The sequence below is a fragment of the Helicobacter monodelphidis genome (genome assembly GCF_003288845.1).
Lineage (GTDB): Bacteria > Campylobacterota > Campylobacteria > Campylobacterales > Helicobacteraceae > NHYN01.
Genome location: NZ_NHYN01000005.1, coordinates 17,715 through 37,568, shown reverse-complemented (window position 1 = coordinate 37,568; position 19,854 = coordinate 17,715). Strand labels below are relative to the sequence as shown.

The following is a 19,854-nucleotide window of genomic DNA, read 5'->3' as shown; positions in this document are numbered from 1 at the left end:
TTTGAGGTATTATGATCACTGAACAAATGAAGGCTATACCCTTTTTCTCTTCTTTTTCACCATCACAAATCCAAGAAATAATTTTATCAAACCATTATGTATGTTACCCAAAAAAGGCGATTCTTTGTTATGAATGCGACACCCTAAAATCTGTTTATTTTTTGTTACATGGGCGCATTAGAGTTTATAAAATAAATCGTTTTGGACAGGAAATCTTTTTATATCATATTCGCCAAAATGGTTTAATTACCGGATTATTTAAAAATATCTCATATGGAAATATAGAATTTGTTGAAGATTCAAATGTTCTTATTATTCCGCAAGAATCGTTTTGGAATCTCGTTCGTAAATATTCATTAAGTTCCCCTCTTTTACAACTCCACCAAGACTACATTATGCGTTTAGAATCCATCATTGACCAAGAAATTATTTTTGATGGACTTGCTAAAGTTTCTCATTTTCTTGACCAACACCTAGATGAATTTAATGCACTCAAAAAGCAAGAAATAGCCGCTTGTTTAAATATTCAACCTGAAACCCTTTCACGTATTCTTAAAAAATTACATCGTGATAATATCATAACAACAGATTCGAGAGGAAATATAGAGATTATTCAACAAATAAAATTAAGAAATAATTACAGAACGGAGGAAAAATGAATTCCATTGTTAAAGAACTCACATTTATGGGTATTGTGATTACTATTTGTATAACTACACTTATCAGTTCCACACTATTGATTAACTCAAAGGGAATTAGCGATGCTGAATTAATCAATATCGCAGGAAGCGAACGTATGCTAACACAAAAAATGCTGAAAGAATTATACACTCTTGATTTTATCTCACTTTATACAACAACAAACACCTTTGAAGAACGACTTGCTTTACTAGAAGGTGGGCAACACAAGGGTATTAAAATTCCTAATGATAAAAAAATTAAAGAGCAATTAGAGGCAGTCAAAATTCAATGGAACTTATTCCGCAAACAACTTGAAAATTTTAAGCATCACATTTACCATTCCTTAAGACAAGAACACATTCAACAAGAATTTGATAGCTATCTTTATTTTTATGGTAACGCACAAATTTCAGAATTTGACCGCGAACTCACAGATACAAATCTTGTTCTACTTTGGCTCATTGATGACCTTGTTACACTTTACACAGAAAAATCAATCGCTACGCGTGAATACTTAAGCCTTTTTCAGTATGTTTCTGCCCTCATCCTACTCTGTGTTGGTGCATACGGAATGCGACTCATTTGGAATATTAAAAAACAATTTGATGACTTTATTGCAAAAAGCAAACAAATTGCATCAATGGACACACAAACTGCTATACAAAGCCCCTTATTTACACAAACAGGTAAAGAGGAAAATGAATTCTGCCAAGTCGCATTACATTTAAATACATTCCTAGAACGTCTTAATATCGTTAAAAGTAGCCCTGCTCAAGCTAAAATGTTAAGTGAAAAAATTAGCAATGACATCAATGCAATTATTGACGATATTAACCATAATATTAACGAATTGCATTTGAGTAATGAGGAGAAAAACAAATTGATGAATGAAATTAATATTTCAGAAAATATCGCCATTGAGTCAAGCGAACAGCTCATCACAACAGCTAAACTTTTAGAGCAACTCAAAGAATCCCTTGAAAATGTAACACTCTACTTGAATAATCCAAAATAAAGTTGCCCTAAGGAAATACATCCATCATTACTAGGTAGTTTTTGATGAATAATATAGGGAATTTTTCTTTGTTTAAAAATCTGCAAGGTACTTTTCAATAAAACTTGGTTACAAAAAACACCACCACTTAACCCAACCGGAATAACACGTTCCTCATTCTCAAAGATATATTCAACACATTTCACTATCATCTCAACAATTGTATGAAAAAAACGCGTGATAGAGATTTTTGCTTCAATGCCTTGCTGTCTATCTCTAAGCATTGCGACAATCATATCAAGAAAGTAAATTTTATTCTTATTTATTTCAAAAGGATAGGGATTGAAAGGAATATCAACATAATCTCCCTCTAACATTAAGCCACATTCTCCATCATAAGTAACTTCAAATGGGGGATAAAAAATCATAGCCACCGCATCAAAAAGTCGCCCCATAGAAGTTGTTATCGGAGAATTCAAGTCCTTTTGATAAAGCTGATAAAGAGCTTTTTTTTGGGTTTCATTAAAAAAGGAAAGAGCGGGAATATCCATATCCCACACCCCTTCTTGATAAAGCATAAATAATAAAGAAAGAAGAACTCTTGCTGGTTCTTGTATCGCCCTCTCACCCCCTAAAAGCTTAAAAGGTTGCAAAGAAAAATAATATTTGTATTTCTTAGGAGTCGCTAAGAGAATCTCACCACCCCAAATATTCCCGTCATCGCCAAAACCACTCCCATCAAAGACAACACCTATTATCTCTTGAATGCCATACTCTGCCATTAACGCAAGTGAATGGGCGTGATGATGCTGAACAAACAAACTATTTTTAGCTCCCTTAGCCATTTTGTGTGTCCGATAAGATGGGTGTTTATCGGCAATAAATATATCTGGCTCTGCATAGTGACTTGTAAAAAAATCTTTTGTTTGCAAAAATAGATTCATACTCTCGACATTCTTCAAATCTCCAATATAAGGACTAACCAACATTTTATCCAAAAAACCAAGCCCGATTGTTCCTTTTTGCTCTGCCCCTAAACCCATCACTGGTTTCGTGAATTTTTTTTGGTCTGGAGTAGAAATCATCAAAGGAGCAAACCCTCTCCCAACCCTCAAAGGATAAGGTTTTTCATCAACAATCGTAAATAAACTATCATCAATAGAATGTGCAATGATACGATTATCATCAACACATAAATCATAAACATCTAATATTTTATTTAAATCCTCCAAACAAGCAATGATAGGCTCTCCGCTTAGATTTGCACTGGTAAAAATAATGGGATTTCCAAATTCCCTCAAAAGAAGATGATGCAAAGGAGAATAAGGGAGAATTGCACCAAGATAAGGAGTTTTTGGGCTAATATCCATCATCGCTAAAGAAGTGTGGCGTTTAGGTTTGAGTAAAACAATGGGAGCAGCAGTGCTTTGCAATAATTCTTCTTGAATAACAGAACAATTCGTATGTTCACGGATAGATTCTAGATTAGGAAACATCACAGCAAATGGCTTTTGGGGTCGTCTTTTACGCTTCCTCAAACATTGAATAGTTTTTTTGGAATGTGCATCGCAAATCAAGGTAAATCCCCCTACCCCCTTACAAGCAATAATTTTACCCTGCCTTAAAGATTCTGCAAGAAAAGCAAAGGGATTGGGTGTATTCAAAATATTATTCTGCGAATCTCGCACAAATAAAGTTGGTCCGCATTCTGGACAACTATTGATTTGTGAATGAAAACGAAAAGATTCTGCAGAATGATACTCTTCTAAACATTTTTGACACATTTCAAAATATCGCATTGTTGTTCGATGTCTATCGTAAGGTAGATGTTGAATCAAGCTCCAACGCGAACCACAATCAGTACAGCTAATAAACGGATACTTAAAACGACGATTATTGCAATCTAACATTTCCTTTAAACAACGTTCACACATAGCATAATCAGTGGGGATATGGACAAGAGACTGGGATTCTTGATTACTCTTTTCAATAAAAAAACAATGATATTCCTTCGCATTTACCTCCACACATTCCAAGGAATCAATTTGAATATGTGGGTGTAAATCTTTTTTAATACTGTATAAAAAATTCTCAATTTCTTGTTCATCTCCCTGCAAAAGAATTTCGACCCCAGACATACTATTCCGCACAAAACCACACAATTTTCTCTTTTGAGCATTTTTAGCTATAAAAGGGCGAAAACCTACACCTTGAACTTTACCTTGTATATGAATTTGAAAACTTTTTTTCATCATATGTAACCTTATTTTATTATTTCCCTAATATAAGGATATAACTTTTAAAATTTTAACATAGACTAAGTGATAAATAACTATCATTAGCCATCATTAATAAAATAATCCCTCTAAGGAATTCTAAGAATTGCTGTTTTTGGATTATTCTGTTAATGGAATTTTTTAGCTAAAGCATACAATCTGGGTAATATTACCATCTTTTGCATGATGATTTACCCAAAGTATGGCTTTTTGGAGTCTAGTTATGAAAAGTGTTTATATAGGCAATATAGTCTATAGTGCTTCCGAAGAAGATATGCGGAAGCTTTTTGGGCAATTTGGCGAGGTAATTTCTGTTAAACTCATTAATGACAGGGAAACAGGAAGACCTAAAGGATTTGGATTTGTGGAGATGGATGATACGGGTGCATTAAAAGCGATAGAAGCGTTAAATAATACTGATTATATGGGACGCAACCTTCGCGTAAATGAAGCAAGACCAAGAAAACAGATGTAAAGCGGATTTGAGTAGCTTTTCTTGAATATCTGAACTGACTCTGCACTTTATTCTTTTGATAATGTACAGAGTCATTCTACTGCATTCCAAAGAAAATTTGAAATTATTTCTTTCTCTGAGGGTGCGTTATTTTTTTGAAGTCTTACATAAGTAATTTGCGGACAAATTCATTCAATCTTTTGCCATCTACACTCGCTCCCATTCTTGCTTTCGCCTCTTTCATAAGCTTTCCTTGTTCCTTTATATCTGTAATGCCCAGTGTTTGAATCATTTCTTGAAGAATGCCCACTAATTCTTCATCACTTAATTGTGTTGGCAGATACCCTGCTAAAATATCTACTTCCTTTTGCTCTTTTTGTGCCAAATCCTCGCGATTACCCTGCTGATAAAGCCCTATTGCATCTTTTCTTTTTTTAATCTCACTCGCAATAATTTGATAAATACGTTCATCGCTCAATTCAATCCGCTCATCAACCTCAATCTGCTTAAAGGCTGCATTCAAAACGCGTAAAGTATCGCGTTTAAAATCATCTTTATTCTTCATTGCCTCTTTGATGTCATTCAAAACCTGTGTCTTAACACTCATCTTTTTCCTTTAAAACTATCAATATTATTGTTATTAGAGAATGCAAGAATACTTCGATAATCTACATTCCCGCACGAACAGCAATTGCTGCAACAATTACTGCAGCCTCATCAGAAGCATCTCGCTCCTCTTTTGGCATCAATTCTGCTATCCTTTTTTCCAAATAGGAAGTGTCATATAATCCTTTTCTGAATTCTTTATCCTTGCAAATATTCATCAAAAAAGGAAGTGTAGTATGTACTCCACGAATTTTAAATTCTCCTAAAGCACGTTGGAGTTTCCTAACCGCAAGATCATAACTAGATGCCCGCACAATTAACTTTGCCACCATAGAGTCATAATAAGGTGGAATAACAAAATCTTTATAAATACAGCTATCCACACGCACAAAAGGACCCAATGAAGGATAATAAGCAGTAATTTTTCCTGGGCTAGGCACAAAATCATTTCGTACATCTTCAGCATTAATCCGCACCTCAATCGCATAACCTTGATGATGAATATCAGATTGTGTTAAATCTAAAATCTCGCCACTCGCAATTCTAATTTGCCTTCCAATTAAATCAAGCCCCGTAATCTCCTCCGTTACACCATGCTCAACCTGAATCCTCGTATTCATCTCCATAAAATAAAAACGATTGTCGTCATCAAGTAAGAACTCGACTGTTCCTGCATTCTCGTAACCCACAGCCTTTGCAGCTGCAACCGCAACCGCACCCATACGACGTCTTAAATCATTGCTAATAGAAGGTGATGGAGCAACTTCAATTAATTTTTGATGACGTCTTTGAATGGAACAATCGCGTTCAAAGAGATGAACAGTATGTCCATAATTATCAGCAAGTATCTGAAATTCAATATGTTTGGGGTTAACAACAAACTTTTCCATAAAAACCGCGTCATTTTTAAAAAATGCCATCGCTTCGCGTTTACATGCATTGAAACTATCTTGTAAATCTTCCTCCTTATACACAACACGAATACCACGTCCGCCCCCTCCACTACTTGCTTTGAGGATAACCGGATAGCCAATTTTTTGTGCATAAAGTTTGATGGTATGCATACTCTCTGAATTCAGTGGCTCTGTTCCTGGCACAACTGGAATTCCATTCTTAATCATCAGTTCTCTGGCTGCATTTTTATCTCCCATTTTTGCAATAACTTCGCTACTTGGACCAATCCATGTTAAACCTGAATCTCTAACTTTTCTTGCAAATTCAGCATTTTCACTTAAAAATCCGTAACCCGGATGAATTGCTTCTGCACCATTTTCTTTTGCCATCTCAATAATTTTATCTGCATCTAAATATCCAGCAATTGGATCTTCGCTAATCTCATGAGCTTCTGAAGCCATTTTTACATGCAATCCATCTCTGTCTGCACGCGAATAAATGGCAATACTCTGAATGTTTAAGTCATTACAAGCACGGATAATCCGCACTGCAATTTCACCTCTATTTGCAATTAAAATCTTCCTAAACATCACTCCCCCTTTTTTAAAGCCTGATTGTAGCAAAAACAGCCTTTAATATGCTACAATCTTTTAAAATTTTAAAAAACTCTTTTCAAAAGGATACCTCTTAATGGACATTTATCACAGTATGATTCTGGGTTTTGTCGAAGGATTGACAGAATTCTTACCTATTTCTTCAACTGCACATATGCTAACAACCGCACATTTATTAGATATCGATCAACAACACAATTTATTTAAAAATTTTGTTGTTGTAGTACAATTAGGTTCAATTCTTGCCGTACTTGTTTTATTTTGGCAACGTTTTGTTTCAGGGCTTTCTTTTCTCTCTAAGCTTGCTATCGCATTTTTTCCTACAGGAACGGTTGGCTTTTTGTTTAGTGACTTTTTAGAAAAAATTCTCACTTCAGGTATCATTCCTTATACTCTCATTCTTGGCGGTTTTATTTTTATTATTGTCGAGTATCTCCACCGTAATAAGATTTATGCCATTCAAGATATTAACTCTATTTCATACAAGCAGGCCTTTATTATCGGTTGCTTCCAATCGTTAGCAATGATTCCAGGAGTTTCAAGAAGTGGTGCAACAATTATTGGTGGACTCCTACTAGGCTTCAATCGTGGAACTGCTGCAGAATTCTCCTTTTTGCTTGCCTTTCCGACAATGCTGATTGCCTCTTCGTATAGTATTTTTAAGCATCATGAAGCCATCAGTATAGAATATATTGAAGTTTTACTTGTCGGTATGCTTGTTTCATTTATTTCTGCCCTTTTTGCAATCAAATTTTTTCTAAATTTTATTTCTAAATTTAGTTTTATCCCTTTTGGAATATATCGTATTTTGTTGGGCATTCTATTACTCTATTTGGGGCTTTAAGAAAAATTTGCTATGATTCCAAAAAATAATAAATAATATTAAGGAGTGATATGCCACCTCAAACAAAAATTTTAGACCTCAAGACTTTTGATAAAGAGAATACAATTTTTATTGATGTTCGTACAAGAGGCTATTATCTTATCAGTCATGTAGAAAATGCTATTCATATTGAATCCGCCGAACGTATCGGTTTTATTGCTGAAGAAAACCGCGATAAGCAAATTGCACTTTACTGCCATAGTGGTTCTGTCGCTATGAGTTTAGCCGCAAAGCTAGAACAAGAAGGACACGATAATGTTGTTGCTATCAATAAAAATTTTTTCTACTTACCTAAATACGGGATTCCCATTGTAGGAGAGGGTGCTACAAAAATATGAGCTATCTTGTTCCTTTAGGTGTCGCTGCCGCTTTACTGATGCTTTCACCTTTTTTCAGTCGCTTAACAAGAATCCCCCCTTCAGTGATTGAAATTTTGCTAGGTATGGCCGCCTTTTACTTCGGTATTTTAGACCCATCTGGAGTATTTGTTGCAGTGGCAAAGGTTGGTTTTTTCTTTCTAATGTTTTTAGCCGGAATGGAAATTGACCTCAAGGAATTTTTTAAACTTGGAAAATCCTTTCTTAAACGGGCATTCATTTATTTTTCAACAATTTATATTCTTAGTGTCATCATAGCAATTAATACGAACTATTCCAATTTTTATGTCATTGCTTTTCCTGTCATGTCTGTAGGTATGATTATGGCACTTTTAAAATATTATGGAAAGAATCAAATTTGGCTAAATAATGCCCTACAAATTGGGATTTTAGGAGAATTTTTAAGCATTATTGCCCTTGTTTTAGTCTCCGGATTCTATCGCTATGGCTTTACCTTTGAACTTTACAAAACACTCCTTGTTTTATTTTTATTCTTAGCGGTTGTGGGTGTTTTATTTATGATTGCAAAAATCATTTTTTGGTGGTTTCCACTCTTAAAACTTTATTTTATTCCAAAAGAAATTACAATGAACGAGGATATTCGCTTTAGTATGATGCTCTTTTTTGTAATGATTGCCATCGTTACTTTCTTAGATATTGACCATATTTTAGGTGCATTCTTTGCAGGAATGATCATCACAACTTTCTTTCGCTACAATAAAGAATTACCCAAAAAACTCCACGATTTTGGTTTTGGATTCTTAGTGCCATTATTTTTTGTCTTTGTTGGTACCACCCTTGATATCAATATCATCTTACAAAAGCCCTATCTTTTTATGGATGCAATTCAACTCATTTGTATTATGCTCTGCATTCATTTATGTGCAGGATTCCTTGCAAATCGCCACTATCTCAAGGATTGGAATAGTCTTCTTTTAAGCTTATTTAGCTCATGTATGCCTCTGACATTCCTTGTCGCTTTTGCAACACTTGGGCATGATATGGGTGCAATTACCTCTGATGAATATTACACCTTTGTCATTGCCGCATTAAGTGAGGGTATTCTCTTTGTCATTATTATCAAATTCTTGAATATGTATCGCTTAAAAAACGCTTTACAGCATATCAAGCAACATAAAGAATCTAGCGGGAAGAAGCCTTAAAATCACGCATTTCTTTTAAATATAAATGAATAGCACGTATTTCTGAATCCTCTAAGTAATAACGTGGCATAACACGTGTCCCTTTTTTTAGAGTGGAGGCAAATTGTGAATAGTCTAAATTATTAATCACACCACCACTTAAAATTTGCATACCCTTTTTATTGTGGTAAATGGCAATTTCCCGACCCTCACCCTCAAGCCCATGGCAACTGACACAACCGATACCACGCGGATTCTCATAGAGCATTCTTCCATATTCAAATTGTGTAATAAAGCTTTCATCTTCCGCCCATAAACATAAAGAAAAAAACAAAATTAAAAAAACTCTCTGCATTTTGTTCCTTTTAATGAAAATAAAACCAAGTTTTCCCTATAATATCACACTTTAAGTTCAAAGTAAAGGGAAAATATGCAACTCCTTGATGGCAAAAAAATTGCAGAGAATATCGAGCAACAATTAACACAAGAAGTCAATCTTATCTACGAAAAATATCAAAAAAAACCAATTTTAGCCGTTATTTTGGTTGGGGATGACCCTGCAAGTCAAAGCTATGTACGTATGAAAAAAAAAGCAAGTGAGAGGGTTGGCATTCAAGCTATTCTACATTTATTGTCTCGTGAAACAACTCAAGAAGAATTAGAAGGCCTTATTCAACAGCTCAATGATGACTCAAATATCAATGGTATTTTAGTACAACTTCCCTTACCCGCCCACCTGAACACCCATTCCATCTTGGCAAAAATTTCTGTCCACAAAGATGTTGACGGATTTCACCCTTACAATGTCGGACGAGTGATGTCTGGACTAAATGCCTTTATTCCTGCGACACCAAAAGGCATAATGACCCTACTGAAATCCTATAACATTCCTTTGCGTGGAAAAAATGTCGTGATTGTTGGGGCAAGTAATATTGTCGGAAAACCCCTCTATGCTCTTATGTTAAACGCGGAAACAACCGTCTGCATTTGTCATATTTACACGAAAAATCTCACATTCCACACACAAAATGCAGATATTGTTTGCGTGGGTGTAGGAAAACCTAACCTCATTACAGCAGGAATGGTCAAAGAAGGTGCGATTGTAATTGATATTGGTATCAACAAACTAAACCATCACATTGTTGGTGATGTTGACTTCAAGAATGTCTCTCCGCTATGTTCGTATATCACTCCTGTTCCAGGTGGTGTTGGACCAATGACTATTATTTCTTTACTGGAAAACACTCTTATTGCTTTTCGGCAACAAAACTAAGGAAAATATATGAAACTTTGGAAGTCAAGTTTACAATTTTTGAATAGCTGGACTGGCACACTTCTTATCGTCCTGTTTGTTATTTTTTTTATTACACAATCTTATATTATTCCTAGCGGAAGTATGAAAAATAGTATGTTGATTGGTGATATGCTTTTGGGTAAAAAATACGCTTATGGCGTTATACTCCCCCGTATTCCATGGCTGGAGCTACCTATTTTACCTGACTTCAATGGTAATGGACACTTAATAGAAGGAGAACATCCAAGACGTGGGGAAATTGTTATTTTTCGCTATCCCTTAGATGACCGCACAAATTATGTTAAACGCGTTGTGGCTGTAGGCGGTGATGAGGTGATTTATACCAAAAAAGGTTTATATTTTCGCCCAAAAGAAGGGGATAGTTACATTGCAGAACATTATGCCGGCAATGAAAAACGAAGTTTTTTTAATAATAAAATTTTTGTTTATGACCCTTATTTAAATGAACATCCGGGTGTTCATTATGGTAACCACGCACTAGATACGCCAAATGCTTACGACACCCTACGCTATTTAAGTGAAAGCATTGCAATGGAAGTTTACAGTCAGGGTAATGAAATTTTCTTCCATTATAAGGTCGAAGAGGATCATTTTTTTATGATGGGTGACAATCGCGATGGTTCCAGTGATTCTCGTATGTGGGGAAGTGTACCTTATCGTTCTTTGATTGGAACTCCTTGGGTCATTTGGATGAGTATCGATGATGACTACAAAGTTCGTTGGGATAGACTTGGAAAAAGTATTGAAGAGCTAGAATTAAAGAAAAAACAACAAATTCAAGCACAAAATCAAGAGAGTAATCATGCCCTCAAAGAAGCTGCTGAAGAATTAGGACAAAAGGCTAATCCATAATGTTTGAGAATTTCGATATAGCAAAAATAATCATTGCCATCGGTGCATTGATTATTGCGATTGTTGGACATGAATTAATGCATGGCTTAAGTGCTTATCATTATGGAGACAACACCGCAAAACATTATGGACGTTTAACGATCAATCCCATTTCACATATCGACCCAATCGGCACTCTCATTCTCCCCTTGATGCTTTTTTTAATTGATGCACCTTTCTTGTTTGGTTGGGCAAAGCCTGTTCCTGTTAATACAGAAGTTGTCTATAAGAATGGTGGCTATAATGCACTTACTGTTGTCGCTTTAGCCGGAATTTCTTACAATTTCTTAGTAGCTTTACTGGTGGTAATGATATGGAATTTTTTACCTCCTGTTTGGTTAGATGATATGCTCGGAACTTTTTTGGAACAGCTTTTGCTGATTAATGTTGTGCTTGCTGTAATCAACCTATTACCATTTCCATCTTTTGATGGTGCACATGCTTTATGCTATCAGTTAAGTCGCTTCAAACTTTATGCGATTCCTCGTCTTTATGAGAGGATTGGTATGATGGGTGGCACTTTAGCATTTATGCTTTGTTTGGCTTTTGAACCAACAAGACAAATTTTATTTGTTCCTGTGCAGGCGGTGTTAGCATTCCTGTTGCATATTGGCACTTTAATATAGGAGAGAGTAATGAAATATATTATCGCATCTGACCACGCAGGATTTGAACTCAAAGCATACCTAAAGAGTTTCTTGGAATCTAAAGGTTTTAATGTGCTAGATATGGGAACGCACGATGTAAATCGTGTTGATTATCCTGATTATGCGAAAGAAGTAGCACAAATTCTAGCACAAGAAAAAGAAGCAAGAGGGATTCTAATTTGTGGAACGGGTATTGGAATGAGTATTGCTGCTAACAGATTTGCTGGAATTCGTGCGGCTCTGTGTCATGATGCTTACACAGCTCAACTTTCTCGACTCCACAACGATGCAAATATTTTGTGCTTAGGGGCAAGAGTGGTTGGAATAGGGACGGCAGAATCTATCCTTGAAGCCTTCATTCAAACAAGTTTTGAAGGTGGTCGGCATAGTCATAGAATTTGCAAAATAGAAACAGCTTAGCAAGGAATTTTCATCACACTTAAGGAGAGAAAAATGCTCTATGAATGGCTCGTTGTTGCTGCAATTATTTTATTTGTAGTCTTTGTTACCGTAAAAACTCTTTATTATCGCAGTATTGCACAAAAAGAGGAAAAAAATAGTGCTGTGTTAAAATTGACTTTACAGGAAGCAGAAATTCTGATTCGTAAGCATCAATTACAACTACAGAGAGGACTTGGGAATATTGATATTCTTACAGATGAAATCACTTCATTACGCAATGAGGTTAAACTCTTAAAGCAAAGAAATTCGCAATATCGTGTAGATAGCGAAAAATACAAGAATCGCATTAAAGACCTAGAGCAAAAGATTGAAGCCTTATTGTAATCTTTAAATAAAAATGAGGGTTACCTCCTTTAGGTTTATCTTATCTTGAAAGGATTCAAAATGACGGAAAAAGAAAAGAATTTTATTCTTAGGCATATTCGTTCTATCCCGGATTTTCCAAAACCCGGAATAGTATTCAGAGATATAACAACTTTACTGAACCATGCAGAGGCATTTGAGTTCTTAATGCAAAAACTCACAGAACGTTACCAGACTTATCCACTGGATTATATTGCAGGGATTGAGTCAAGAGGGTTTATTTTTGGTGCAGCTCTTGCTTCTCGCCTTAAAAAAGGTTTTATTCCTATTCGTAAAAAGGGTAAACTCCCCTCAACGACAATCACTGAAAAATATGCCCTAGAGTATGGTTTTGATGAAGTAGAGATTCACATTGATGCATTCAGGGGTGAGGAGGGTTGTAAAGTTTTATTGATTGATGACCTCATTGCAACAGGTGGAACTGCAGAGGCAGCAGTCAAGCTCATCACTTCAGCAAAAGCAAAGTGCATTGAGGCATGTTTTTTACTAAACTTACTTGAATGTCAAGGAACAGAAAAATTAAAAAACTTAACACCAGTCTACACAATTTTGGATATTTAATGGATTGTTCTGCTATAATTATTAGCGGAGAAACCAATAAATCAAGAACCTCTTGTGCAATAATAGACTCCAAAAGTAAGAGGTTGGGTAGCATTTTAACGGAATCAGCTTGTAACATAATGGCGTTCACATCTTAGTGTGGTTTTCGAATGATTAGGCAAAATATGATACCATTACCGATAAAAAATATGTTGCTTTTGTGAGGTTAGTAAGAAATGTTATTGTATTAGGAGAAAGAAGATAATGTTACAAAAAAGAATTACTCGATTTTTAAGAAGCTATTTTTTATTTATCATTGCTGGAGTACTTATTGTTGGGTTGTTCGCCTATAGTTATTATTCAGACTTTTCATTTGAAGAATTCATCACAAATTTATGGGAAAATCACTTAGAAGACTGGGGTTATTTGATTCTTTTTGTATGGAGTTTAATTGAGGGGGAATTAGGCTTAGTTTTTGCCGGTTTGGCTGTACATGATGGAAAAATGCACTTTATTCCGACAATTATCATCGCAGGCACTGCTGCATCCATTGCTGACCAATTCTACTTCTATATCGGGCGATTCAATCGTAGAGGTATTCAGGATAAACTTTCTTCCCAAAGACGAAAATTTGCCCTTGCAAGTCGTTTGCTACAAAAATATGGCTGGTCAATCATCTTTATCCAACGTTTCTTATATGGAATGCGAACAATTCTACCCATGAGCATTGGCGCAACACGTTATTCAGCAATTAAGTTCTGTATTATCAACTTAATCAGCTCATGGATTTGGGCATCGATTGCCGTTGGACTCACTTGGTATTTTGGAACAGAAATTTTTGGCATTATCGATTGGTTTGCCGACAACCCCTTTATCTTAATTGGTATAGCCGTTTGCTTTATCTTAGGCGGTTGGTGGCTTTTTCACACACAAACACAAAAAAAGGAAAGAAAATGAACATACAAGCAAATAAGCTCTCTTTACAAGAGATTCAAGCGGACGCGACTTTAGTTTTTATTTTGAATCAAAACTTAGAACATCGCTGGGTAGAACAAAGTGTTGATTTTACATCAGTAGGCTTTAAGGCAAAGGAAGATTCTAGTTTTTTTGACCCCACACATAAGATTCTTTATCTCGCTCTAGAACGATACGATATTGATTTATTGCGTGAAGTAGCAGCAAAGGGCATTAGAACTCTCAAAAAATACCCTTTTACCTCATTTAAATGCGGTATCTGCGATGACTCTAAGAATCCAAAAGAGGCATTAGAGGCAATTTTATCAGGTTTTCTACTCGGAAACTATGAAAACAATGCGTATAAAAGTAAAAAGGAAGAATCCAAGCTTAAGAAAATCATTTTTTCTCTGGAATGCTATAGTGGTCAACAACTCCCAAAAAACATTTTTGAATCCTGCTTAAAAGACGCTTTAGCAATGGCTGATGGCGTGAATCTTGCACGTTCTTTAGTTAATAAAATTCCAGAAGAGGCAACACCTGAATTTCTTGCGCAAACTGCAAAAAATTTAGCAAAAGAATATGATTTAAAAGTAAAAGTAAGAGATGAAAAATATTTATTAGAACATGGAATGGGAGCATTTTATGCGGTTTCAAAAGCAAGCGTTCACCCTCCAAGACTCATTCACCTCACCTATTCCCCTAAAAAACCTCTTAAGAGAATTGCACTTGTTGGTAAGGGTCTAACTTATGATAGTGGCGGATTAAGCTTAAAGCCTGCCGATTATATGGTTACAATGAAAGCAGATAAAAGTGGTGGTTGTGCCGTACTTGGCATTATTAACGCTGTAGCAAAAATGGGTTTAAATCTTGAAATTCATGGTATTATTGGTGCAACAGAAAATATGATTGGTGGAAACGCCTTTAAACCTGACGATGTCTTAACCGCAAAAAACGGTAAGACAATTGAAGTGAGAAATACAGATGCCGAAGGGCGATTAGTTCTTTGTGATTGCTTATGTTATGCACAAGAATTTGAACCTGATTACATCATTGATATTGCAACACTCACCGGTGCATGTGTCGTTGCCTTAGGCGAATATACTAGTGGAGTTTTGGGTTTTAATCATGAGTTAAAGGAACAATTCTTGAAAGCTGCAAAACATAGTGGTGAACTTGCCGCTACTCTTCCCTTCAATCGCCATTTACGTAAGTTGATTGATTCTAAAGTTGCAGATATTTGTAATATTAGCTCTACGCGTTATGGTGGCTCTATCACTGCTGGATTATTTTTGGGTGAATTTATTGAAGAGAAATATAAAGATAAATGGTTACACTTAGATATTGCAGGACCCGCTTATGTTGAAAAAGAATGGGATGTTAATCCATTTGGTGGTAGCGGTGCTGGTGTGCGTATGGTTTTGGAATTTCTTAAAGGACTTGCACGACACTAACTATTATTGTTAAGGATAGTCTATCTTAACATCCAAAATATAATAAACACAAAAAAGAGTACATAAAGAACAGATTTCGGATTTGTATGATCACTCTTGCAATGTTTGTGTTAATTGTTGTGGAACTCCATGTGAGTATTCCACGCAAAACTGATAAAATAGATTCTAAAAGGCAAAGCTTTATTAAATAAAAAGCTTAAAAATATACTCAAACTGGTGTTATTTCCAACAACAGACAAGAATATAGGGTGGATTTTTTATAGCAAATTGCCTGCACACATCATTAAAGGTATGCGAAAAGCTTTTTTAAAAGAGACTTAAAACGAAAATGTCTTGTGATTATCCATGTAAAGATATTATAGAGATTAAAGATTATATCTCATACACCCACTAAAGATATTTCTAAAGTTTTTAAAAGCAAGAAAATTAAAGACAAAGTTAGGCTTAAAGTTGAACTAGATTTTTCAAACTATATACAAAAACACTTTATTTAAGCTACAAGAATAAATCAAAGCAAAAAATTACCCCACAAACAAACAATCTGGCTTTAATAGATATTAAGATGGTACGCCCAAGAGGATTTGAACCTCTGACCTACGGCTTAGAAGGCCGTTGCTCTATCCAGCTGAGCTATGAGCGCACAAAGAATAATGACAATGGTACGCTCGGAGGGAGTCGAACCCCCAACCCTCAGATCCGAAGTCTGATGCTCTATCCAATTGAGCTACGAACGCATTGACTTTCACAATTTAAATGGGGTGGGCGACGGGGGTCGAACCCGCGACCCTCAGTGCCACAAACTGATGCTCTAACCAACTGAGCTACGCCCACCAGAAATAAATAAAATAGGTTAAAATGAAAATGGTCGGGGCGAAAGGATTCGAACCTTCGACCCTCTGGTCCCAAACCAGATACTCTAACCAGGCTGAGCTACGCCCCGACTTTGTTTTAAGGTCAGCATTATAAACCATTTTAAAGTATTTGTCAAGAATATATTCTCTTAATTATATTTGACGCTTTTTATTCCTAATAACATAATGTATGATATAAAAATTTTAGAAAAAAACCTATGTTAAAAGTAAGGAAGTGAGAAATCTAAAAGAAACTGATTTTAAAATGCTACCTTAATCCCTCCATAATCTAACAATTTTTCTATTTTTTAAATATAAAATATTAAGGTTTTAATTTAATATGCATGTAAGGAGATATTCCATAATCTCTTTACGCAACTCTAAGATATTGCTTTGCCGATAAGCTTTAGAGGAAAACAATCCACCGCATTAACAGCCTTCTTCATTCAAGAGTTTGTATATATCACAACCTTCTTGTTCTCCCAAATCACAAGCCTTACTAGCATATTCCTTTGCTGTACTATAATCTTGCCGAACACCTTGTCCAGTAAAATACATAGTCGCTATAATAACACAACCAACACCATCTCCAAAATCACAAGCTTTTGTAAAATATTCACTTGCTTTTTTGTAGTCCTGTTTTACACCTTGTCCATTATTAGACAAATCCCATAAGTTAACACAACCGTCACGATTCCCCAAATCACAGGCTTTTGCGTAATATTTACTTGCTTTTTCATAATCCTGCTTTACGCCTTGTCCATTATTATACAAACCCCCTAAGTTTTCACAACCAATACCCTCTCCCATATCACAGGCTTTTGCGTAATATTCTCTCGCCTTTTTATAATCCTGTTTTACGCCTTGTCCAACATGATACAAAACTCCTAAATTAACACAACCATTACCATCTCCAAAATCACAAGCTTTTGTAAAATATTCACGTGCTTTTTTGTCGTCCTGTTTTACGCCTTTTCCTTCATCATACAACAACCCTAAACTATTACAATCAACACCATTCCCCATCTCACAAGCTTTTTTGAAATCCTCAATTTTATTCCCAAAGCTCACACCAAAAAAACAAACCGCCACAAGTAAAATTTTCAAAATGTGCCACATAAACCCTCCTAAATATACCAATAAAAACAATCCACCGCATTAATAGTCTTTTTCGTTTAAGAGTTCGTAGGCATCACAACCTTTTTGCTCCATTAAATCACAAGCCCTGTCATAGTATTCCTTTGCTATGTTATAATCTTGCCGAACACCTTTTCCATCAACATACATAGTCGCTACAATAACACAACCAACACCATCTCCCATCTCACAAGCTTTTGTAAAATATTCACCTGCTTTTTTATAATCCTGTTTTACGCCTTTTCCTTTAGCATACAAATCCCCTAAGTTTTCACAACCAATACCCTCTCCCATATCACAGGCTTTTGCGTAATATTCTCTCACCTTTTTATAATCCTGTTTTACGCCTTTTCCTTCATTATAAAAAACTCCTAAATTATAACAACCATTACTATCCCTCGAATCATCACAAGCTTTTGCATAATATTCACTTGCTTTTTTGTCGTCCTGTTTTACACCTCGTCCTTTAGCATACAAATCCCCTAATTCCTTACAAATTAAACCACTTCCCAAATCACAAGCTTTTGTAAAATATTCACTTGCTTTTTTGTCGTCCTGTTTTACGCCTTTTCCTACTTGATAAAAACGCCATAAACTTTCACAACCATCACGACTTCCCAACTCACAAGCCTTTTTCAAATCTTCAACTTCACTCCCAAAACTCACGCCAAAAAAACAAACCGCCACAAGTAGAAATTTCAAAATCCGCCACATAAGCTCTCCTAAAATACCTTAATATTAAAGACAGCCCTAACAATTCCTGCAATGTGTAACATTTCTTGTTCTTGTCTATTGAGTAAAATTGTTCCATAATTTGGGTTACTAGAAATAAGTCTTGTCCACTGCCCTGTCGGGTCAATCTCAATCTGCTTAATGTAAAGCTCATCACGCACAACTGCGATCACAATATCACCATTTTTAGGGATACATTTTCTTTCAACAATGACTTTATTGCCATCTTCCGCATAAGGAAGCATAGAATCGCCTACAATCTTAATGACTTCAAGATTATGGATATTCACAATCTTGCATTCACGCAACAAAGCAGTATCTAGCTCCATGACTTTGCATTCTAATTCGTAGTTTGCAATACCATATCCCGCTGAAGCATTGATAAATGGGTAGTAATTAACCATTATAGCGGATTTTTTATGTTGCTTCAATGTATCTTTTTGATAAAATCTTGTCAAAATGATTAGCTTAACCTTATCAGGTAATCCTCTTACACGATAATTATTAACAGATTCCATTTTGATACCCAAAAGTTCCGCTAGTTCTTTATCATTAGCACAATTGAGCAATTCTTTAGCCTCTTTTACGCCCATATTTTCGATAAACTGTTCATCAAAATCAAAGGTAATAGATTGAGGCATTGAATTTAAACGCTTATTTTTATCCTCTTGATATTTTAATGTAGCGTGGGCGGTTAATTGCTTTTTATTTCTCCAAGAAGTTGCAGAATGAGGAGTATATCCCATTTTTTCGGCTACAGCTTCTAAACTTTTAACACCATAAAAGCCTTTCATTTCTTCCACAAGCACCTTAAAATCAGCCATATCAAGTCCTTTTAAGTATTTTTTATACATATTTTTACAAAAACTATTGACTTATGTAAAAAAAATACATATAATTTCACTATCAAAACATTAAAAAATGTTTTGAAACACATTAAAAATCCTCCTTGCAAATCCTATTCCAAAACAAGGAGGAAGTGAAAAGTATCTCTTGAATTAAGAGATTGCCATTTTAAAAAATTGTTCTTTAAAAACTAATTGTCAAATATTCCTAGAGTTTGCATTCAAAACTAAGAGATAAAAGGAGCTTTATGCAACAAACTGATGATGACTTAGAAATTTACACCATCAACATTGATGAGGATGAGCTAGACGAAATCTCCTCTAGTGAATCAGAAGAGTCTCACTCTGAAGACTCACCAATAGGGGTAAAATGGGTAAATGACAGAGACTCCTACACAATGGAGTTAAATAGCATTTAGTGAGAGTGAAGGAGACGGCGAAAAATTCTATCCTAGCTCTAAAACTTGTAGTAATTGTGGATATATCAATAATGATTTAAGTCTCAAAGATAGAATATTTCAATGTCCTAGTTGTGATATAAAGATTGATAGAGATTATAATGCTAGTTTGAATATTTATAGAGTTGGGGCATCAGCTCTTAGTGGAGAATTTGTAAGACCTGTAAAAGTAGGCTAGACTTGTTGATACTAGAAACCCCCTATCCTAATATTTGACCACAAAGCCCACAATAACTTCAATGCAATCCCTTGCAATATAAATTAAAATTAAAAGAAGTAAAGCG

23 protein-coding genes and 4 tRNA genes are annotated in these 19,854 nt (G+C 35.3%); 16 read left to right on the top strand and 11 right to left on the bottom strand.

Annotation, left to right across the window (positions count from 1 at the left end; translation table 11 throughout):
* Positions 1-11: 11 nt before the first annotated feature.
* Together CCZ01_RS03525 and CCZ01_RS03520 are read left to right on the top strand one after the other, a co-directional pair.
* The gene (locus CCZ01_RS03525; RefSeq protein WP_112051853.1) at positions 12-659 is read left to right on the top strand and encodes a Crp/Fnr family transcriptional regulator; all 648 of its coding nucleotides are present in this window, start codon (positions 12-14) and stop codon (positions 657-659) included.
* Positions 656-1,696: a type IV pili methyl-accepting chemotaxis transducer N-terminal domain-containing protein gene (locus CCZ01_RS03520; RefSeq protein WP_112051852.1), complete on the top strand. Its 1,041-nt coding sequence runs from the start codon at positions 656-658 to the stop codon at positions 1,694-1,696. The genes CCZ01_RS03525 and CCZ01_RS03520 overlap by 4 nt, the downstream gene beginning before the upstream one ends.
* Here CCZ01_RS03520 and hypF read toward each other — a convergent pair.
* Positions 1,675-3,930, bottom strand: coding sequence for a carbamoyltransferase HypF (hypF, locus tag CCZ01_RS03515; RefSeq protein WP_112051851.1), 2,256 nt, complete (start codon positions 3,928-3,930; stop codon positions 1,675-1,677). The genes CCZ01_RS03520 and hypF overlap by 22 nt on opposite strands.
* Positions 3,931-4,174: 244 nt before the next feature.
* On the opposite strand from hypF, the gene CCZ01_RS03510 reads away from it, so the two are divergent.
* Positions 4,175-4,426, top strand: coding sequence for an RNA recognition motif domain-containing protein (locus CCZ01_RS03510; protein ID WP_112051850.1), 252 nt, complete (start codon positions 4,175-4,177; stop codon positions 4,424-4,426).
* Between the two features lie 142 nt (positions 4,427-4,568).
* Here CCZ01_RS03510 and CCZ01_RS03505 read toward each other — a convergent pair whose 3' ends face one another.
* Positions 4,569-5,012 (bottom strand): GatB/YqeY domain-containing protein, encoded by a 444-nt coding sequence (locus CCZ01_RS03505; RefSeq protein ID WP_112051849.1) that lies wholly within the window; start codon positions 5,010-5,012, stop codon positions 4,569-4,571.
* 61 nt (positions 5,013-5,073) lie between these two features.
* Entirely contained in the window at positions 5,074-6,495 is a 1,422-nt protein-coding gene (locus CCZ01_RS03500; RefSeq protein ID WP_112051848.1) for an acetyl-CoA carboxylase subunit A, read from the bottom strand.
* A 100-nt stretch (positions 6,496-6,595) separates the two neighbouring features.
* On the opposite strand from CCZ01_RS03500, the gene uppP reads away from it, so the two are divergent.
* The 3 genes from uppP to CCZ01_RS03485 are packed head-to-tail and all read left to right on the top strand — an operon-like array spanning position 6,596 to position 8,942.
* Positions 6,596-7,363 carry an undecaprenyl-diphosphatase UppP gene (gene uppP, locus CCZ01_RS03495; protein ID WP_112051847.1) on the top strand — a complete coding sequence of 256 codons (768 nt, stop codon included), beginning with the start codon at positions 6,596-6,598 and terminating at the stop codon, positions 7,361-7,363.
* Positions 7,364-7,413: 50 nt separating this feature from the next.
* Positions 7,414-7,740, top strand: coding sequence for a rhodanese-like domain-containing protein (locus CCZ01_RS03490; RefSeq protein WP_112051846.1), 327 nt, complete (start codon positions 7,414-7,416; stop codon positions 7,738-7,740).
* Entirely contained in the window at positions 7,737-8,942 is a 1,206-nt protein-coding gene (locus CCZ01_RS03485; protein ID WP_112051845.1) for a cation:proton antiporter, read from the top strand. Before CCZ01_RS03490 ends, CCZ01_RS03485 begins: the two co-directional genes overlap by 4 nt.
* On the opposite strand, the gene CCZ01_RS03480 is transcribed toward CCZ01_RS03485, so the two are convergent.
* The gene (locus tag CCZ01_RS03480) at positions 8,923-9,276 is read right to left on the bottom strand and encodes a c-type cytochrome (protein ID WP_112051844.1); all 354 of its coding nucleotides are present in this window, start codon (positions 9,274-9,276) and stop codon (positions 8,923-8,925) included. The genes CCZ01_RS03485 and CCZ01_RS03480 overlap by 20 nt on opposite strands.
* A gap of 75 nt (positions 9,277-9,351) precedes the next feature.
* On the opposite strand from CCZ01_RS03480, the gene folD reads away from it, so the two are divergent.
* The 8 genes from folD to CCZ01_RS03440 all read left to right on the top strand — a co-directional run bounded on the left by folD (position 9,352) and on the right by CCZ01_RS03440 (position 15,547).
* Positions 9,352-10,194, top strand: coding sequence for a bifunctional methylenetetrahydrofolate dehydrogenase/methenyltetrahydrofolate cyclohydrolase FolD (gene folD / locus CCZ01_RS03475; protein ID WP_112051843.1), 843 nt, complete (start codon positions 9,352-9,354; stop codon positions 10,192-10,194).
* Between the two features lie 9 nt (positions 10,195-10,203).
* Positions 10,204-11,088 carry a signal peptidase I gene (gene lepB, locus CCZ01_RS03470; RefSeq protein ID WP_112051842.1) on the top strand — a complete coding sequence of 295 codons (885 nt, stop codon included), beginning with the start codon at positions 10,204-10,206 and terminating at the stop codon, positions 11,086-11,088.
* Entirely contained in the window at positions 11,088-11,753 is a 666-nt protein-coding gene (locus CCZ01_RS03465; protein WP_112051841.1) for a site-2 protease family protein, read from the top strand. The genes lepB and CCZ01_RS03465 overlap by 1 nt, the downstream gene beginning before the upstream one ends.
* 9 nt (positions 11,754-11,762) lie before the next feature.
* A complete protein-coding gene (gene rpiB, locus CCZ01_RS03460; protein ID WP_112051840.1) occupies positions 11,763-12,194 on the top strand; it encodes a ribose 5-phosphate isomerase B in 432 nt (143 codons plus the stop codon).
* A 33-nt stretch (positions 12,195-12,227) separates the two neighbouring features.
* The gene (locus tag CCZ01_RS03455; RefSeq protein WP_112051839.1) at positions 12,228-12,560 is read left to right on the top strand and encodes a hypothetical protein; all 333 of its coding nucleotides are present in this window, start codon (positions 12,228-12,230) and stop codon (positions 12,558-12,560) included.
* A 60-nt stretch (positions 12,561-12,620) separates the two neighbouring features.
* Entirely contained in the window at positions 12,621-13,160 is a 540-nt protein-coding gene (locus CCZ01_RS03450) for an adenine phosphoribosyltransferase (RefSeq protein WP_112051838.1), read from the top strand.
* A 243-nt stretch (positions 13,161-13,403) separates the two neighbouring features.
* Entirely contained in the window at positions 13,404-14,096 is a 693-nt protein-coding gene (locus CCZ01_RS03445; protein WP_112051837.1) for a DedA family protein, read from the top strand.
* A complete protein-coding gene (locus tag CCZ01_RS03440) occupies positions 14,093-15,547 on the top strand; it encodes a leucyl aminopeptidase (protein WP_112051836.1) in 1,455 nt (484 codons plus the stop codon). Before CCZ01_RS03445 ends, CCZ01_RS03440 begins: the two co-directional genes overlap by 4 nt.
* 563 nt (positions 15,548-16,110) lie before the next feature.
* On the opposite strand, the gene CCZ01_RS03435 is transcribed toward CCZ01_RS03440, so the two are convergent.
* From CCZ01_RS03435 to CCZ01_RS03405, 7 genes are all read right to left on the bottom strand, one after another.
* Positions 16,111-16,187 (bottom strand) — tRNA-Arg (locus tag CCZ01_RS03435).
* A gap of 17 nt (positions 16,188-16,204) precedes the next feature.
* Positions 16,205-16,281: transfer RNA gene (locus CCZ01_RS03430), tRNA-Arg, on the bottom strand.
* A gap of 20 nt (positions 16,282-16,301) precedes the next feature.
* A tRNA-His gene (locus CCZ01_RS03425) sits at positions 16,302-16,378 on the bottom strand.
* Positions 16,379-16,409: 31 nt separating this feature from the next.
* A tRNA-Pro gene (locus tag CCZ01_RS03420) sits at positions 16,410-16,487 on the bottom strand.
* A gap of 340 nt (positions 16,488-16,827) precedes the next feature.
* Complete coding sequence (locus tag CCZ01_RS03415; protein ID WP_112051835.1) at positions 16,828-17,517, bottom strand: tetratricopeptide repeat protein; 690 nt, start codon at positions 17,515-17,517, stop codon at positions 16,828-16,830.
* 39 nt (positions 17,518-17,556) lie between these two features.
* The gene (locus CCZ01_RS03410) at positions 17,557-18,249 is read right to left on the bottom strand and encodes a tetratricopeptide repeat protein (RefSeq protein WP_112051834.1); all 693 of its coding nucleotides are present in this window, start codon (positions 18,247-18,249) and stop codon (positions 17,557-17,559) included.
* 8 nt (positions 18,250-18,257) lie between these two features.
* Entirely contained in the window at positions 18,258-19,091 is an 834-nt protein-coding gene (locus CCZ01_RS03405) for a S24 family peptidase (RefSeq protein ID WP_181566295.1), read from the bottom strand.
* Positions 19,092-19,360: 269 nt separating this feature from the next.
* Here CCZ01_RS03405 and CCZ01_RS10325 point away from each other — a divergent pair, with 269 nt between their 5' ends.
* Both CCZ01_RS10325 and CCZ01_RS03400 read left to right on the top strand, forming a co-directional pair.
* A complete protein-coding gene (locus CCZ01_RS10325; protein ID WP_181566294.1) occupies positions 19,361-19,531 on the top strand; it encodes a hypothetical protein in 171 nt (56 codons plus the stop codon).
* A complete protein-coding gene (locus CCZ01_RS03400) occupies positions 19,521-19,748 on the top strand; it encodes a transposase (protein ID WP_258436605.1) in 228 nt (75 codons plus the stop codon). The genes CCZ01_RS10325 and CCZ01_RS03400 overlap by 11 nt, the downstream gene beginning before the upstream one ends.
* The last annotated feature ends 106 nt before the right edge of the window (positions 19,749-19,854 follow it).

What these genes read in the sequence shown, in the direction of transcription:
- CCZ01_RS03505 (WP_112051849.1), bottom strand. Translation starts at nt 5,012, where the DNA reads ATGAGTGTTAAGACACAGGTTTTGAATGACATCAAAGAGGCAATGAAG.
- CCZ01_RS03465 (WP_112051841.1), top strand. Translation starts at nt 11,088, where the DNA reads ATGTTTGAGAATTTCGATATAGCAAAAATAATCATTGCCATCGGTGCA.
- hypF (WP_112051851.1), bottom strand. Translation starts at nt 3,930, where the DNA reads ATGATGAAAAAAAGTTTTCAAATTCATATACAAGGTAAAGTTCAAGGT.
- CCZ01_RS03410 (WP_112051834.1), bottom strand. Translation starts at nt 18,249, where the DNA reads ATGTGGCGGATTTTGAAATTTCTACTTGTGGCGGTTTGTTTTTTTGGC.
- CCZ01_RS03405 (WP_181566295.1), bottom strand. Translation starts at nt 19,091, where the DNA reads ATGGCTGATTTTAAGGTGCTTGTGGAAGAAATGAAAGGCTTTTATGGT.
- folD (WP_112051843.1), top strand. Translation starts at nt 9,352, where the DNA reads ATGCAACTCCTTGATGGCAAAAAAATTGCAGAGAATATCGAGCAACAA.
- CCZ01_RS03490 (WP_112051846.1), top strand. Translation starts at nt 7,414, where the DNA reads ATGCCACCTCAAACAAAAATTTTAGACCTCAAGACTTTTGATAAAGAG.
- CCZ01_RS03480 (WP_112051844.1), bottom strand. Translation starts at nt 9,276, where the DNA reads ATGCAGAGAGTTTTTTTAATTTTGTTTTTTTCTTTATGTTTATGGGCG.
- rpiB (WP_112051840.1), top strand. Translation starts at nt 11,763, where the DNA reads ATGAAATATATTATCGCATCTGACCACGCAGGATTTGAACTCAAAGCA.
- CCZ01_RS03525 (WP_112051853.1), top strand. Translation starts at nt 12, where the DNA reads ATGATCACTGAACAAATGAAGGCTATACCCTTTTTCTCTTCTTTTTCA.
- CCZ01_RS03445 (WP_112051837.1), top strand. Translation starts at nt 13,404, where the DNA reads ATGTTACAAAAAAGAATTACTCGATTTTTAAGAAGCTATTTTTTATTT.
- lepB (WP_112051842.1), top strand. Translation starts at nt 10,204, where the DNA reads ATGAAACTTTGGAAGTCAAGTTTACAATTTTTGAATAGCTGGACTGGC.
- CCZ01_RS03520 (WP_112051852.1), top strand. Translation starts at nt 656, where the DNA reads ATGAATTCCATTGTTAAAGAACTCACATTTATGGGTATTGTGATTACT.
- CCZ01_RS03455 (WP_112051839.1), top strand. Translation starts at nt 12,228, where the DNA reads ATGCTCTATGAATGGCTCGTTGTTGCTGCAATTATTTTATTTGTAGTC.
- CCZ01_RS03415 (WP_112051835.1), bottom strand. Translation starts at nt 17,517, where the DNA reads ATGTGGCACATTTTGAAAATTTTACTTGTGGCGGTTTGTTTTTTTGGT.
- CCZ01_RS03450 (WP_112051838.1), top strand. Translation starts at nt 12,621, where the DNA reads ATGACGGAAAAAGAAAAGAATTTTATTCTTAGGCATATTCGTTCTATC.
- uppP (WP_112051847.1), top strand. Translation starts at nt 6,596, where the DNA reads ATGGACATTTATCACAGTATGATTCTGGGTTTTGTCGAAGGATTGACA.
- CCZ01_RS03485 (WP_112051845.1), top strand. Translation starts at nt 7,737, where the DNA reads ATGAGCTATCTTGTTCCTTTAGGTGTCGCTGCCGCTTTACTGATGCTT.
- CCZ01_RS03510 (WP_112051850.1), top strand. Translation starts at nt 4,175, where the DNA reads ATGAAAAGTGTTTATATAGGCAATATAGTCTATAGTGCTTCCGAAGAA.
- CCZ01_RS03500 (WP_112051848.1), bottom strand. Translation starts at nt 6,495, where the DNA reads ATGTTTAGGAAGATTTTAATTGCAAATAGAGGTGAAATTGCAGTGCGG.
- CCZ01_RS10325 (WP_181566294.1), top strand. Translation starts at nt 19,361, where the DNA reads ATGCAACAAACTGATGATGACTTAGAAATTTACACCATCAACATTGAT.
- CCZ01_RS03440 (WP_112051836.1), top strand. Translation starts at nt 14,093, where the DNA reads ATGAACATACAAGCAAATAAGCTCTCTTTACAAGAGATTCAAGCGGAC.